This is a genomic window from Georgenia sp. EYE_87 (assembly GCF_023148685.1).
Lineage (GTDB): Bacteria > Actinomycetota > Actinomycetes > Actinomycetales > Actinomycetaceae > Georgenia.
This window is the reverse complement of the sequence record NZ_JAHXNL010000008.1, coordinates 95072-110335: the sequence shown is the minus strand read 5'-3', so window position 1 is coordinate 110335 and position 15264 is coordinate 95072. Positions and strand designations below refer to the sequence as shown.

The following is a 15264-nucleotide window of genomic DNA, read 5'->3' as shown; positions in this document are numbered from 1 at the left end:
GACCGAATATCGGGTGCTCCGCGTCACCATGACGGGGCAGGATGGGCGGCACAGACGAGACGTGGGAGGTCCCGTGCGCGTGCTCCTCGCCGGCGCCACCGGCACGATCGGCACTGAGCTGACCCGCCAGCTCCTCGACGCCGGGCACGAGGTGGTCGGGCTGACCCGCCGCGGCCAGGGCGCCGACCGGCTGCGCGACGCCGGCGCCGAGCCCGTGGTCGCCGACGTCCTGGACCGCCCCGCGCTGCTTCTGGCGCTCGACGGCGAGCGTGCGGACGCGGTGATCCACGAGGGCACCGCGCTCTCGCGCACCCCGGTGCGGCACCGCGACCTGTACCCCACGAACGTGCTGCGCACCCGTGGCACCGCGAACCTGCTGCTCGCGGCGCGGGCCGTCGGCGCCCGGCGCTTCGTCACCCAGTCCTTCCTGTTCGTGTACGGCTTCGTCGACCACGGCGACGCCCCCGTGCGCGAGGATGCCCCGCTCGGGCCGTCCGGCGACGGCGAGTTCGGCCGGCACGTCGCCGCGATGCGCTCCACCGAGCAGCAGGTGTTCCGCTCGGGCCTCGAGGGTGTCGCGATGCGCTACGCGTTCTTCTACGGCAACGAGCCCACGACGCGGGAGCTCCTCGACCTGGCCGGGCGCCGCCTGCTGCCGGCGCCCGCGCACGGGAGCAACATGTCCCTGGTGCACGTCGCCGACGCGGCGGCGGCCACGGTCGCCGCGCTGGAGCGCGGCCGGGCGGGAGAGGCGTACAACGTCGCGGACGACCACCCGCTGACGTGGTCGGAGTACTTCGACGCCCTCGCCGAGGCGGCGGGAGCGCCGCGCCCGTGGCGGCTGCCCGACGTCGTCTTCCGAGTCTCGCCCTACCTCGGCACCGTCGTCACCCGGGTCGGCCTCCACCTCGACACCACGAAGGCGAGGCGGGAGCTCGGCTGGACGCCGCGGTACCCGAGCGTGCGCGACGGGCTGGCGGCGGTGGTCGGGAAGCGGCGCACGCGCGGGTAGGAGCCGCCGGGCTGGGTAGCCTGAGCCTGTGCCGCGTCCCGTCCGCAACCCCCGCCACGACGGCGGACGGGCGCCGTGACCGTCGCGCTCGTCCTCGCCGTCCTCGTCGGCGCGGTCATGCAGCGGGTCACCGGCATGGGGTTCGCGCTGGTGTCCTCGCCGTTCGTGATCCTCGTCCTCGGTCCGGCCGCGGGCGTGGTCGTGATCAACGTGCTCGGCATCGCCGCCTCGCTCATCGTGCTCGGCCGGGTGCGCGCCGACGTCGAGTGGGGAACCTTCGGAAGGCTCCTCCCCGGTGCGCTCGTCGGCATCGGGGCCGGCACCGCCCTCGCCGCCGTGCTCGCCCCGCAATGGGCGCAGATTCTCGCGGGAGCCCTGATCCTGCTCGGGCTGATCGGCTCGGCCGTCGTCGTCCGCGCTCGCACGCTGCCGCGGAGCACCGGCCTCGTCACCGCCAGCGGCGTCGCCTCGGGGGCGATGGGGGCGCTCGCGGGCGTCGGCGGTCCCGCGATGGCCGTGCTCTCGGTGCTCACCCGGTGGGACCACGTGCGGTTCGCGGCGACCCTGCAGCCGTACTTCGTCGTCATCGGCGTGGTCACGGTGGCCGTGCGCCTGGTCGTCGAGCCGACCGCCGCCGGCGGCCTGTCCGCGCCCACGTGGGCGTCGATCGCCGTCGCGATGCTGGTGGGTGTCGCGCTCGGTGAGCTCGTGGCCCGCTGGCTCACCGCCGTCGCGGCGCGCCGACTCATCGTCGCGCTCGCGGCGGCGGGCGCGCTGGCCACGATCGCCGACGGCGCCGCCCGGCTCTGAGCAGCGAAACGGCCCGGGCGCGTACGCCCGGGCCGTCGCTCTGTGCTGACCTGGGGGTCAGACGCTCGTCCTGTGCCCGATCCTGGGCGGTGCCGGTGCTCCTCAGAGCATCAACGGCCGATATGTCCGCGAGTCGCCTGACAGCCTGGTAGCAGTGTCGTCGTTACCACTGGCGTCGCATCACCGGCTCTCGTAGACGGGACTTCGGGGGCGCGCCCGTCGCGTCTCCCTGCCGCTGGTCGACCCGGCCGACCGTGGCCAACCGTGCTGCCCGGCGGCCCCTGCGTGGGGACCGGAGCGCTGCGGGTGGTTCGATCGTCGTGCCGTCCAGCTACCGCCATCCTCCCACCTCTGCGCCGCGAGGTCGAGGGGACCTTGGTCCGGGGTGGCGACAGCGCCCATCCGGTGACGGCGATCGTGCGGTGAGGGCGGTCGTCCGGAGCCGGTCTCCGGCGGCGTGCTACCGATCGCGCGCGGGCGCACGGCCCGGTAGGACAGGAAGCGTGAGCGCGCCAGCCTTCGACGTCGACCCCTGGCTCCTGCGGGAGCCGTGCGTCGACCCCGGGACCCTCGCCGTCGCCGAGTCCGTCCTGTCCCTGTCCAACGGGTACGTCGGTGTGCGGGGCACCCTCGACGAGGTCGACCCGTCCGCCCGGCGCGGGACGTTCCTCTCCGGCGTCCACGAGACGCACCCGCTGTCGTACCCCGAGGGCGGGTACGGCCACCCCGAGGAGGGCCAGGCGATGGTCGCCGTCCCCGACGGCACGGCGCTGCGCCTCCTCGTCGACGGCGTCCCGCTGGACGTGCGCGACGCCCGGCCGCAGGTGCACGAGCGCACGCTCGACCTGCGCGCCGGCACGCTCGAGCGGCGGGTGCGCTGGACCGCCCTGTCGGGAACCACGCTCGAGGTGCGGACGTGCCGGCTGGTCTCGCTCGCGGAGCGGTCGGTGTGCGCGGTCCGGTACGAGGTGCGGGCGCTCGACGGTCCCGCGCACGTCGTGATCCGCTCCGACCTCGCCGCCGGCGTCGCCCCGCCGGAGGTCGAGAGCGACGACCCGCGCGTGGCCGAGTTGCTCGACGACCCGTTCGAGACCCTCGGGAGGAGGCGCACCGAGGCCGGGGGTGCGCTCGTGCTGCGGACGCGCCGCTCGCGCATCGGCGTCGCCGCGGCCGTGCACCACGACGTCGGGTCCGGGCGCGTGCACACCGAGGCCGACGACGACCGGGTCGTCACCACCGTCGCGGCCGAGCTCGCGGCGGGGGAGGGCCTCGTCGTCGTCAAGACCATCGGGTACAGCTGGGCGCGCGAGGCCGGGGCCGACTCGCTCGCCGCGGAGGCGTCGGCCGCGGTGCGCTCGGGCCGGGACCGCGGCTGGGACGGCCTGGTGCAGGCCCAGCGGGCGGTCCTGGACGAGCTGTGGGCCACGGCCGACGTCGAGATCGACAGCGACCCCCAGCTCCAGCAGGCGCTGCGGTACAACCTCTTCCAGCTGTTCTGCGCCGCGGCCTGCGTCACCGACGCGCCAGTGAGCGCCAAGGGGCTCACCGGTACGGGGTACAGCGGCCACACCTTCTGGGACATCGAGGGGTTCGTGCTGCCGGCGCTGACGCTCCTCCGCCCCGACGCGGCGGCCCGGCTCCTGCTGTGGCGCGCGGGCACGCTCGACGCCGCACGGGAGCGCGCCGACACCCTGCAGCTCGAGGGCGCCGCCTTCGCGTGGCGCACGATCGACGGGCGGGAGACCTCCGCGTACTGGCCCGCCAGCACGGCGGCGACGCACGTCAACGCCGACATCTCCCGCGCGTTCTGGCTCTACCGCAACGTGACCGGCGAGGACCTCGACTCGGTCGGAGGCTTCGAGGTGCTCGTCGAGACGGCCCGGCTGTGGATGTCCATGGGCCACGAGGACGCGGCCGGCGGGTGGCACCTGTTCGGCATGACGGGCCCCGACGAGTACACCGGCGAGGTCGACGACAACGTCTTCACCAACCTCATGGCGCGGCACAACCTCCTGCGGGCCGCGGACGTCTGTCAGGAGCGGCAGGACCGCGCGGCCGAGCTCGGGGTGGACCACACCGAGGCCGCCGCGTGGCGGGCGGCCGCCGAGGCGGTCCATGTCCCGTGGGACGAGGGCCTCCGCGTGCACCCCGCGAACCAGAACTTCACGGCCTACCGGGAGTGGCGCTTCGAGGACAAGCGCGACTCCTACCCGATCCAGGACCACCAGCACTACGCGAAGTTCTACCGGCGCCAGGTGGTCAAGCAGGCGGACCTCGTCCAGGCCCTGTGGTGGTGCCGCGACGACTTCACCGCCGAGGAGGTGGCCCGCGACCTCGAGTACTACGAGGCCCGCACCGTGCGCGACTCCTCCCTCTCCGCGGCCGTCCAGGCGGTCGTGTGCGCGCAGGCGCAGCACCCCGACCTGGCCCTGCGCTACCTGCGCGAGTCCGCCCTCGTGGACCTCCTCGACGTCCAGGGGAACACCGCCACGGGGCTGCACCTGGCGTCGATCGGCGGCACGTGGCTGGCGTTCGCCGCCGGCCTCGGCGGGCTGCGCGAGGACCACGAGCACCTCGAGCTCGCCCCGCTCCTGCCCTCCGGGATCACCCGCACCGCCTACCGCGTCACCTGGCGCGGGGCCCTGCTGGGCGTGGAGACCACCGCCGGGGGGACCACGGTCACGCTCGAGCGCGGGACCGGGCCGGTCGACGTCGTCGTCGACGGCGCCTGCCTGAGCGTCGCGGCCGGCTCACCCGTGCGGGCGCCCCTCCGGGCGCCGGCGCCGCTGCTCGCCGAGCCGACGCAGCCCGCCGGGCGCGAGCCGCGGACCTAGCGCTGCCTGTCCCGGCCGCCTTGCCGCCTAGGAAGCGATGCGAACCGCAGACCGCATCTGGGAATGATGCAGTGCATAATTCGCGCATGCGGAACACCGAGGTCTCGCCGCTCGGCTCGGTCGACAAGGCACTGCAGCTGATCGTGCTGCTGCGCTCGGAGCAGGCGCTCTCCGTGAAGGACGCCGCCACGAGCCTCGACGTCGCTCCCTCCACCGCCCACCGCCTCCTCAGCGCGCTCGCCCACCGCGGCTTCGCTGCACAGGACAGTCAGCGGCGCTACCGGCCCGGCCCCACGCTCGGGGAGGTGATGGTCGAGCCTCTGAGCCTCTCCCGGCTGCGCGAGGTGGCCCGAGAGCCGCTCAACGTGCTCCACGAGGCCGTCGGGGAGACCGTGCAGCTGATGATCCTTCGCGGCGGCAACATTCAGTTCGTCGACGGGCTCGAGGGCCGCCTGACGCTGCGGGTCGCGGTCCGCATCGGCGACCTCATGCCCGCTTTCTGCTCCGCGGGAGGCAAGGCGATCCTTGCCGAGCTCAACCCCGCCGACCTCGAGCAGCTCTACCGGCAGGGCCTGCCGCCGTGGCCGACCTCCCGGTTCCGCACCGTCGCCGACCTCAAACGTCATCTCGCCGAGGCTCGGCGGGCCGGATTCGGCACGAACTTCGAGGAGACGGAGCGTGGTGTCGTGGGGCTCGGCGTGGCCGTTCATTCGGCGGCCGGCGCCCCCGTCGCTGCCGTCACCGTTGCACTCCCGAGCGCCCGCTTCGGCAAGGAGCAGCTGGAGGAGTTCCTCCCGATGCTGCGGGCCTGTCGGGAGAACATCGAGGATCGGCTCCACACGGCGCGCACGGCGGACTGATACCACGCGAGGCGAGCTCTGACCGCGGGCTGGTGGGACCTTGGGCCCGCCGGTTCCGGCATGGGGAATATCCCCGATCGTCATTGCCTGATGAGGGATGCTTTCGTAGTGTCGCCTCAGATGTGGTGTGGGCCACATAGTCGGGCAAGGGAGCCACATGGACGTCGACCTCGAAGAGCTGGCCGCCATCATCGAGCAGCTCGACAAGACCGAGTTCACCGACTTCGCCTTCGAGAAGGGTGATCTGCGGATCCGCGTGCTGCGGGGCGGGCACCTGGGGACCGATGCCCTGACCTCGGGAGCGGTGCGCACCTCAACGCCTCAGGGTGCGTCCTCGATCCTCGGTGCGACCGCGCCGCCGGCGGCTGGGGCGACGGAGCCCCCGGAGTCGGCGTCGGGGCCGGGAAGGACGGACACCCGGACGACGACGCCGGCTCCGGCCGCCCCGGCTACCGACGGACGGGCGAGCGACGGCGTCACCGTCGTCCGCGCCCCGATGCTCGGCCACTTCTACCGCGCTCCCAAGCCGGGGGAGGAGCCGTTCGTGCAGGTGGGTGACGCCGTCGAGGCCGACTCCGTGCTTTGCATCATCGAGGTGATGAAGCTGATGAACTCGGTGCCCGCCGGTGTTGCCGGCGAGGTCGTCGAGGTGCTCGTCGAGGACGGGGCGCTCGTCGAGTTCGACCAGCCGATCTTCGCAGTCCGGCAGCCCGCATGACACGGGTCTTCGTCGCCAACCGGGGCGAGATCGCGCTGCGGATCATCGACGCCGCCCAGCGCCTGGGCCTCGAGACCGTCCTCGGCATCTCCACGGCGGATCGTGACACGCTCGGCGCGCGCCGGGCCGACCGCGTCATCACGCTGGGCCCGCCGCGTGCCTCGGACAGCTACCTCAACATTCCCGCGGTGGTCGAGGCAGCCGCCGGCACGGGCTGCACGCTGGTCCATCCCGGGTACGGCTTCCTCGCCGAGCGCGCCGACTTCGCCGAGGCCTGTGCCGAGAACGGCCTGACCTTCGTGGGACCCGCGCCGCAGGCCTTGCGCGCGCTGGGCGACAAGCTCGCCGCCCGGCGGCTCGCCGAGTCCGTCGGCGTTCCCGTCTCCGCCGGCGGGCCCACGCAGACGGCCGAGGAGGCCGAGAACCTCGCACGCACGATCGGATTCCCCGTTCTGGTCAAGGCCGCCCACGGCGGTGGCGGCCGGGGAATGAAGCTCGTTCATGAGCCGGCCGAGCTCGTTGGTGCCTGGCAGATGGCCTCCTCGGAGGCCCATGCGTCCTTCGGTGACGGCACCGTCTTCCTCGAACGCTTCGTCGAGGACGCCAAGCACGTCGAGGTCCAGGTGCTCGGCGACGCCCACGGTCACGTTGTCCATCTGGGTGAGCGGGAGTGCTCGGTGCAGTTCCGCTACCAGAAGGTCATTGAGGAGGCGCCCTGCGCGGCGCTGCCGCCGGTCACCCGGTCGCTGCTCCACGAGAGCGCGGTGCGTATCGCGCGGGCGCTCCGGTACACAGGCCTGGGCACCGTCGAGTTCCTCTACGACGTCGACCGCGACGCGCTGGCGTTCCTCGAGGTCAACCCGCGGATCCAGGTCGAGCATCCCGTCACTGAGGCCGTCACCGGCATCGACCTCGTCCGTGAGCACCTGCTGGTGGCTCTGGGCGAGCCGCTCAGGCTCACCCAGGACGAGGTAAGAGTCACCGGACACGCGATCGAGGCCCGCATCACCGCGCAGGACCCGAGCCGCGGCCTCGTGCCGTCACCCGGCCCCGTCACGCGCTGGCGACCCTCCGCCGCCGGCGGCCTACGCCTGGACTCGCACGTCTACGAGGGCTACCGGTTCCCGCCCTTCTACGACGCCCTCATGGGCAAGCAGATCGCCTGGGGCACCGACCGGGACGACGCCGTGGGCCGCATGCGCCGCGCCCTCGCCGACTTCGACGTCGACGGCGTCACCACCTCGCTCCCGCTCCTGCGCTGGATCCTCGACGAGCCCGACTACGCAGCCAACGCGGTGACCACCCGGTGGCTCGACACCGCCATGGCGGCGGGCCGCTACCCGGCGGAACCGGCAGACGCGCCCACGGCGGCGGCGCAGCCGGTGGTGGCAGCGACCACGGCGTCCGCGACGACGACCCCGGAGGAGGGACGATGAAGGTCGAGCTGATCGATGTCTCGCTCCGCGACGGCAACCAGAGCGTGTGGAGCGCCATGGGCATCACCACCCGCATGATGGCCGGTGTCACCCCGCACCTCGACGAGGTCGGTTACCGCGCGATCGAGCTGCTCTCGAGCACCACGATGGCGACGGCGGTGCGCTACCACCGCGAGGACCCGTGGGAGCGCATCCGCGTGGCCCGGGACCGGCTGCCGAACACGCAGCTGGGCTTCCTCACCACCGGCAAGCGGTTCATCACCTTCCACCGCACCCCCGACGCGGTCTTCGAGCTGGCGTTCACCCTGCTCGCCCGCCACGGCATTAGACGGCTGTGGGTCATCGACCCCATGCACGACATGGCAGGCGCCCAGCGCACCGCGGAGATGGCCAAGCGTGTCGGCTTCGAGGAGGTCGTCGGCGGGATCTGCTACACCACCAGCCCGGTGCACACCGACGAGTACTACGCCGCGAGGACGGCGGAGCTCGACGCGGGCGGGGCCTTCGACTCCGTCTACCTCAAGGACCCGGCCGGACTGCTCACGCCCGAGCGAGTGCGCAGCCTGGTCCCGATGCTCCAGTCGAGCCTGTCCCGCCTGCAGCTCGCGGAGATCCACTCCCACAGCACCACCGGCGTCTCGCCCCTCACCGTCCTTGACGCCGCCGACCTCGGCGTCCCGACCATCCACTGCGCGCTCCCGCCGCTCGCCGACGGCCCCTCGCACCCGCAGGCCCAGCAGCTCGTCACCAACCTGCGGGCCCGTGGCCACGAGGTCGACGTCGACGTCGACGCCATGAACCGGGCCTCGGCCTACCTGACGCGGCAGGCCCGCATCAAGAACCTGCCGGTCAGCTCGCCGGCCCAGTACGACGAGGCCTACTACCGCCACACCATCCCCGGCGGGGTCCAGTCGACCACCCGGCGCCAGCTCGCGGAGATCCGCCGGCCGGAGCTGTTCGACGCAGTCATCGAGGAGTCGGTCCAGGTCCGGCAGGACCTCGGCTGGCCCATCGTCATGACGCCGTTCGCGCAGTACATCGTCACCCAGGCGACCCTCAACGTCATCACCGGGGAGCGCTACAAGCAGATCTCCGACGAGGTCATCGACCTCCTCCGCGGCGACTTCGGGCCCCTGCCCGGCGAGGTGAACCCCGAGCTGCTCGACCGCGCGCTGTCCACCAGGCGCGGCCGGCAGCCGGTCAATGACGGCGGGGACATCACCATCGGCGAGCTGCGCCGACGGTTCGGCAAGAGCATCAGCGACGAGGAGCTGCTCCTGCGGGCCGTCATGCCGGCGGACCAGGTGGACGCGATGTACCGGGCCGCACGGGACAAGCCGGCCGCCACCATCCAGCGGCTGCTCGACACCGTCTCCGGAAGCAGTGCCACCGCCATCTCCGTCAGCGACGGCACCACGGCCTTCAGCCTTGCGCGGGCCGGAGGAACCCCATGAGCGCACCCGGGGAGAACCGCGCGCTCGACCGCGTGCGGGCCTGGGTCCTCGACGTCGACGGCTGCCTCGTGCGCACCCGCCGCGCCGGGGGAGCCGGGGGAGAAGCCATGCCGCTCGCCGGGGAGCTGGTGGACCTGCTGCATGCGGCCGGGCACGCCGTCGTGGTCTGCACCAACGCCTCGCAGCGGCCACCGCGCGAGTACGCCGCCCACCTGCGTGACCTCGGCATCGACATCGCTGACGACGACTTCGTCACTGCCGGCAGTGCGGCCGTCGACCACGTTCTCGCGCACCACCCGGGCGCACGGGTGCTCGTCGTCGGTGACGAGGGCATCGCGGGACCGGCGCGCGAACGCGGCGTGGAGCTCGTGGACCCGGACGGCGACCTCGCCGATGTCGTCGTGGTCGGCGCGGCCGACGGCTACGCCACCCGGCTCATCAACGCGGCCTGCCTCTCCGTCGACGCCGGGGCGTCGCTGTACACGACGGTCGACGTCCCCTGGTTCCACGGCGGCGTCGGCAAGTCCGTCGCGGTCTCCGCCACCATCGCCGCCGCCGTGGGCTGGGCGACGGGGGTGCGGCCCGCCGTGGTCGGCAAGCCCTCGGCGTTTCTCGCCGAGGCGCTGGGACGCCGCCTGGGCGCGTCCGCCGCCGAGACCGCCGTCGTCGGCGACGCCGCCGTCGAGGTCCGCCTCGCCCGCCGGATGGGCGCAACCAGCGTGCTCGTCCTCTCGGGCGCCGTCGGGCCAGGCGGTCTGGCCGGACTCACCCCGGACGACGTCCCGGACCTCGCTCTCGACGACGTCGCCGCCCTGCACGACCTGCTGTCCAGAACCCTTCCGATGACGCAAGGAGCCCCCTCATGACCGAGCAGAAGCGCTTCCCCTACTTCGACGAGGCCACCACGCCCGAAGGCGCGGAGGGCTGGCAGTCGATGTACCCCTACTACCTCGTCCCCTCGGAAGAGACGCGGCAGCACGAGAACTCGCTGTTCTGGTTCGCCGACACCATGCACTGGTCGCGCGGGTGCCACCCGTTCGACAGTATCGGCGCCGAGGCCGTCTACTACGGCGCCGGGGCGTTCTCGACCCGGATCTTCACGCTGCCGGTCTCCCTCGGTCTGGACGTCCGTGTGGTCAACGGCTACGTCTACATCGCCCCGCAGGGCGTGACCGACCCCGACGAGATCCAGCGGCGCGTGGCCACGTTCCAGGAACGGGCGGGCCACTACTACGCCAACTGGGACGAGCTGTACGGAAAGTGGAAGGAGAAGATGGCCGGCGCCATCGAGTCGCTCCGGTCCATCGAGTTCGCCCCCCTGCCCGACGTCGACCCGGCCGAGGTGGTCACCGAGGCCCGCGGGCGCTCCTCCTCAGTTGCCCTCGCCGAGAACTACCACCGCCTCATCGACGAGTTCTTCGCCATCTGGCAGTACCACTTCGAGTTCCTCAACCTCGGCTACGGCGGCTACATCACCTTCTTCCAGTTCTGCAAGCAGGCGTTCCCCCTCATCACCGACCAGACGATCTCCCGCATGGTCGCCGGCGTCGACGTCCTCGCCTTCCGCCCCGACGACGAGCTTCGCAAGCTCGCCGTCCTCGCGGGGGACCTCGGCCTGACCGGCGTGCTCACCCGCGACGGCGCCACGCCCGAGGAGGTCCTCCACGAGCTCGGCACCAACGAGAACGGCCGGCAGTGGCTCGAGGCCTTCGAGCAGGCCAAGGAGCCGTGGTTCAACTACTTCGCCGAGTACGGGTTCACCCATGACCAGGAGACCTGGGCCTCCGACCTGTCCATCCCGCTCCAGGGCATCGCCCGCTACGCGACCATGCTCGCTGCCGGTGAGGACATCGCCCGGCCGGTCGAGCGCCTGCGGTCCGAGCGGGACGAGATCATCGCCGAGTACCGCGCCCTGCTCAGCGAGGCTGAGGCAAAGCAGTTCGACGAGCTGGTGGGGCTGGCGGTGAAGGTGTTCCCGTACATCGAGGAGCACAACATCTTCGTCGAACACTGGGCGCACAACGTCTTCTGGCAGAAGGCGTGGGAGCTCGCCGACGTGCTTCTGTCCGCCGGCTTCACGCAGCAGCGCGACGACATGTTCTACCTCAACCGGTTCGAGCTCGACGAGGCGCTCGCCGACGTCCTGCAGTCCTGGGCGATCGGCGTCGAGCCCCGTGGCAAGACGCGCTGGCAGAGGGAGATCCAGCGCCGCCGCGGCGTCGTCGCGGCGCTGCAGGCCTCACCGCCCCCTTCTCCGGCGTTCGGCGTCCCGCCGGCCCAGGTCACGGACCCGTTCGCCGTCATGAACTACGGCGTCACCACCGAGCGGGTGGCCGAGTGGCTCGGCACCTCCGACGGCGGGGACAACGTCCTGACCGGTGGCCCCGGCTCGCTGGGCGTGGTCGAGGGCAGGGTCCGCGTGCTCAGGTCCGAGCTCGATCTGCCCAGCCTCCAGGCCGGCGAGATCCTCGTCGCCCCCATCACCGCACCGTCGTGGGCGCCGGCCTTCGCCGTCGCCGCTGGGGTGATCACGGACATCGGCGGCATGATGTGCCACGCCGCCATCGTCTGCCGCGAGTACGGTCTCCCGGCCGTCGTCGGCACCGGGTTCGCCACGACCCGCCTCTCCACCGGCCAGCGCGTCCGCATCGACGGCAGGGCCGGCACCGTCACGGTCCTCGAGGACGAGGGCGACGACGCCGAGTCGCCGGCGGACGGCAGCACCCAGGCCGCGCCCGCGGATGCCACGACGACGGGAGCCGGTCGATGAGCGGCACCATCTACACGATCGACTTCGCCGACGGGGCGTGCCGCGACGCCCGGCAGGTGGGCGGCAAGGCTGCCGGCCTCGCGGAGATGACCGCTGCCGGCCTGCCGGTGGCCCCCGGGTTCGTGGTCAACGCTGCCGCGTACCGGGAGTTTCTAGCCCGCGACGGCCTCGGCGAGTTCGCCTCGGCGGTCGCCGACGAGCTCGGGCAGACCCACGACCGCGCCAGGTTCGACGCCGCGGCGCGACGGCTCGAGGAGCGGTTCGCCACCGCCGCGCTTCCCGCCGACGTGGCCGCCGAGGTCCGGGCCCGGTACCGAAAGCTGGGTGAGACCCTGGGCGTGCCGGACGTCGCCGTCGCCGTCCGCTCCAGCGCCACCGCGGAGGACTCGGTCGGGGCGAGCTTCGCGGGCGAGTTCGAGACCTGGGTCGACGTCGTCGGTGAGGACTCCGTCGTCGAGCACGTGGCCCGGTGCTACCGCAGCGTCTTCTCCGCACGGGTGATGTCCTACCTCGCCGAGAAGCACATCTTGCCCGACGTCATCGAGATGGCCGTCGTGATCCAGAAGACCGTCCGAGCCCGCGCGGCCGGGGTCATGTTCACCCTCAGCCCCACGAGCGGGGACCGGTCCAAGGTGGCGATCGAGGCCAGCTGGGGCCTCGGGCTGTCTGTCGTGGGTGGGGAGGTCACCCCCGACCGGTTCCTCGTCGACAAGGTCGGCCTCGCCATCGTCGAACGCACTCTGGGGACGAAGGAGATCGAGTACCGCCGCGGGGACGCGACGGTGCCGGTCCCGGAGGAGCGCCGGCACGTCCCTTGCCTCAGCGACGTGGAGATCACTGCCCTCGCCGAGCTCGGCAAGCGGCTGGAGAAGATGCACGGGACAGCGCAGGACATCGAGTTCGCGCTGGACGAGGACCTGCCCGCCGGGGACAACGCGATCCTTCTGCAGTGCCGGCCGGAGACCGTGTGGTCGGGCGTGGAGCGCAAGCCCGCATTCGACGCCACGGCAGGCATGATGTCCTGGATCACCGGCAGCATCTCCGGCGCCCCGGCCGGCGGCTCCGCCGTCGGGCACCAGCACGAGGCCAGGGCGAGCTGATGGATCGGACGTACTGGGATCCGGAGGTCGAGACGCGGCCCTGGGGCGAGACCGTCGCGTGGCAGGTCGGGCACCTGCCCGCCTACGTCCGCAGGCTGCAGGAACGGTCGCTGCTGTACCGCGACCGGCTGGCCGGGGTTGACGCCGAGGCGATCACGACGGTCGAGCACCTGGCCGAGCTGCCTACCACCGAGAAGGACGACCTGCGCCGCGGTCAGGCCGGGCCGAACGGACCGCTGCTCGGGCTGCAGCAGGCGGCGCCCACGGAGGACGTCGTCCAGGTCATCACCTCCTCGGGGACCACCGGGGGGCCTGTGTACTTCGGTCTCACCGCCGCAGACCTGGCTGCCTGGCGTCAGTCCATCGCCACCATGTACTTCACCGCCGGGGTGCGACGGGGCACGACGACCGCGCTGTCCACGGCGATGCCGATGGTCGCCGGCGGGATGCCGTACGCGGACGGCATCAGGGAGACCGGCTCGACCCTGGCGTGGATCGGCGGTCAGACCACCGCGCGGATGGCGTCCGCCATGGAGCGGCTCCGCGTGGACACACTGGTGGGAACCGCGTCGTTCGCCAGCTTCTTCGCGGACAAGGTCACAGAGCTGCTGGGCAGGGACGCGTCCACCCTGCCGGTGCGCACGGTCGTCGGCGGCGGCGAGCCGGGCTTCGGACAGCCGGAGATCCGCTCCCGCATCCAGGAGCTGTGGGGCGCGAACCGGGTCAGCGAGGTCATGGGCCTCGGCGACGTCTGCTCCGGCGTGTGGGGTGAGTGCGAGGCGGGGGAAGGCATGCACCTCACCGCCGGGCGCCACGTGCTGGTCGAGATCATCGACCCGGCCACCGGAGAGCAGCGTCCTTGGGTGGAGGGCGGGCAGGGAGAGGCGGTCTACACGACCTTCACCCGTGAGGCCACACCGGTGCTGAGGTTCCGCTCACGCGACCACATCGTCGTCACCGGCACCGACTGTTCGTGCGGGCGGCGTACGCCACGCATCCGGTGCATCGGCCGAACCGACGACATGTTGATCTACAAAGCGATGAACGTGTTCCCGGCCTCGATCCGGGACATCGCCGTCGCCGAGGGGGCCGACCTCATCGACGACGTCGTCCGGGTGCGCAAGTCCGCTGCCGACCAGGTTCGGTTCGACGAGCCGATCCCGGTGGAGCTCCAGACCCGTTCCGCCGTGGGGGCCGATGTGCTCACGGACCTGGCCGCCCGGATCGAGGAGCGGGTGCGTCAGGAGCTGCGGGTCAGGGTCGCCGTCGAGGCGTACCCGCCGGGCACGTTCGACCGGGGGATGTACAAGAACGCTCTGACGTACGTCGCCGAGCACGGGCCGCAGGCGGTGCCGCTGCGGTCCTGACGCAGTCTCAGGCGGCCTCGCCCACCGCGGGCTCGACCGGCCGGGCGGCGGGGGAGCCCGCGGGGCGCCGGTGCGCCACGTACATGCCCAGCGCGACGAGCACCAGCGCCCCCAGGAAGTTGCCCACGAGGGCCGGGATCTGGTTCCACAGCCACCAGTCGCCGAACCCGATCGGCGCCCCGAGCATCATGGCCGCGGGGATCACGAACAGGTTCACCACGCCGTGCTCGAGGCCGAGCGCGAAGAACGTCATCACCGGCAGCCACATCGCGAGGATCTTCCCGCCGGTGCTCGTCGACGTCAGCCCCAGGACCACGCCCGTGCCGACCAGCCAGTTGCACAGCACGCCCTTGATCACCACCAGCAGGATCCCGGCCGCGCCGAGGTGCTGGTGGTCAAGGGTCTTGTGCACGGCGAGGTCGACGAGGGCCTGCGCGACGGGGGCGTCCGGCGTCGTCCACATCTCGCTGACGGTGGCCGCGAACAGCAGGCCGAGGACGGCCCCGCCGAGGGCGTGCCCGACGATCACCCACCAGAACGTCCGTGCCATCTCGACGGGCACCGCCCGATGCTCGAGGACGGCGAGCGGGACGACCGCGAAGGAGCCGGTGACCATCTCGAAGCCGAGCAGCAGCACGATGACGAAGCCGACCGGGAAGAGGAGCGCCCCGGCGACGGGGAGCCCGGTCTGGGTCGAGGCGGTCAGCGCCAGCATGGTGGCGGCCCCGAGGAACATCCCGCCGAGCGCGCCGCGCAGCGTGAGCTGGCCGCGGCTGAGGTGGGCCTTCTTGGTCCCGAGGGCGACCATCGAGTCGACGACGGCGGAGGGCTCGACGTAGGACATGGGCGGCCTTCCGTGCCGGGGCGGGGACCCTGCCACGCTACGAACGCCCGGCCTGCGCC

12 protein-coding genes are annotated in these 15264 nt (G+C 72.4%); 11 read left to right on the top strand and 1 reads right to left on the bottom strand.

What is annotated here, in order from left to right; all coding sequences use genetic code 11:
• Positions 1–61: 61 nt before the first annotated feature.
• The 11 genes from KZX45_RS12880 to KZX45_RS12830 all read left to right on the top strand — a co-directional run bounded on the left by KZX45_RS12880 (position 62) and on the right by KZX45_RS12830 (position 14361).
• The gene (locus KZX45_RS12880) at positions 62–1012 is read left to right on the top strand and encodes an NAD(P)-dependent oxidoreductase (protein WP_248258149.1); all 951 of its coding nucleotides are present in this window, start codon (positions 62–64) and stop codon (positions 1010–1012) included.
• A 75-nt stretch (positions 1013–1087) separates the two neighbouring features.
• The gene (locus KZX45_RS12875; protein WP_248258148.1) at positions 1088–1822 is read left to right on the top strand and encodes a sulfite exporter TauE/SafE family protein; all 735 of its coding nucleotides are present in this window, start codon (positions 1088–1090) and stop codon (positions 1820–1822) included.
• Positions 1823–2325: 503 nt separating this feature from the next.
• Positions 2326–4656 (top strand): glycoside hydrolase family 65 protein, encoded by a 2331-nt coding sequence (locus tag KZX45_RS12870; protein WP_248258147.1) that lies wholly within the window; start codon positions 2326–2328, stop codon positions 4654–4656.
• An 86-nt stretch (positions 4657–4742) separates the two neighbouring features.
• Positions 4743–5516, top strand: coding sequence for an IclR family transcriptional regulator (locus tag KZX45_RS12865; protein WP_248258146.1), 774 nt, complete (start codon positions 4743–4745; stop codon positions 5514–5516).
• 157 nt (positions 5517–5673) lie between these two features.
• Positions 5674–6234: a biotin/lipoyl-containing protein gene (locus tag KZX45_RS12860; protein ID WP_248258145.1), complete on the top strand. Its 561-nt coding sequence runs from the start codon at positions 5674–5676 to the stop codon at positions 6232–6234.
• On the top strand, positions 6231–7670 hold the full coding sequence (locus tag KZX45_RS12855) for an acetyl/propionyl/methylcrotonyl-CoA carboxylase subunit alpha (protein ID WP_248258144.1): 1440 nt from the start codon (positions 6231–6233) through the stop codon (positions 7668–7670). Before KZX45_RS12860 ends, KZX45_RS12855 begins: the two co-directional genes overlap by 4 nt.
• Complete coding sequence (locus KZX45_RS12850; RefSeq protein ID WP_248258143.1) at positions 7667–9124, top strand: pyruvate/oxaloacetate carboxyltransferase; 1458 nt, start codon at positions 7667–7669, stop codon at positions 9122–9124. The genes KZX45_RS12855 and KZX45_RS12850 overlap by 4 nt, the downstream gene beginning before the upstream one ends.
• Positions 9121–9990 carry an HAD-IIA family hydrolase gene (locus tag KZX45_RS12845; RefSeq protein WP_248258142.1) on the top strand — a complete coding sequence of 290 codons (870 nt, stop codon included), beginning with the start codon at positions 9121–9123 and terminating at the stop codon, positions 9988–9990. The genes KZX45_RS12850 and KZX45_RS12845 overlap by 4 nt, the downstream gene beginning before the upstream one ends.
• Positions 9987–11894 carry a PEP-utilizing enzyme gene (locus KZX45_RS12840; RefSeq protein WP_248258141.1) on the top strand — a complete coding sequence of 636 codons (1908 nt, stop codon included), beginning with the start codon at positions 9987–9989 and terminating at the stop codon, positions 11892–11894. The genes KZX45_RS12845 and KZX45_RS12840 overlap by 4 nt, the downstream gene beginning before the upstream one ends.
• The gene (locus tag KZX45_RS12835) at positions 11891–12994 is read left to right on the top strand and encodes a PEP/pyruvate-binding domain-containing protein (protein WP_248258140.1); all 1104 of its coding nucleotides are present in this window, start codon (positions 11891–11893) and stop codon (positions 12992–12994) included. Before KZX45_RS12840 ends, KZX45_RS12835 begins: the two co-directional genes overlap by 4 nt.
• Positions 12994–14361 (top strand): phenylacetate--CoA ligase family protein, encoded by a 1368-nt coding sequence (locus KZX45_RS12830; protein ID WP_248258139.1) that lies wholly within the window; start codon positions 12994–12996, stop codon positions 14359–14361. Before KZX45_RS12835 ends, KZX45_RS12830 begins: the two co-directional genes overlap by 1 nt.
• Positions 14362–14368: 7 nt before the next feature.
• Here the strand turns inward: KZX45_RS12830 and KZX45_RS12825 are convergent, their stop codons facing one another.
• Positions 14369–15205 (bottom strand): formate/nitrite transporter family protein, encoded by an 837-nt coding sequence (locus KZX45_RS12825; RefSeq protein ID WP_248258138.1) that lies wholly within the window; start codon positions 15203–15205, stop codon positions 14369–14371.
• Positions 15206–15264: the final 59 nt, after the last annotated feature.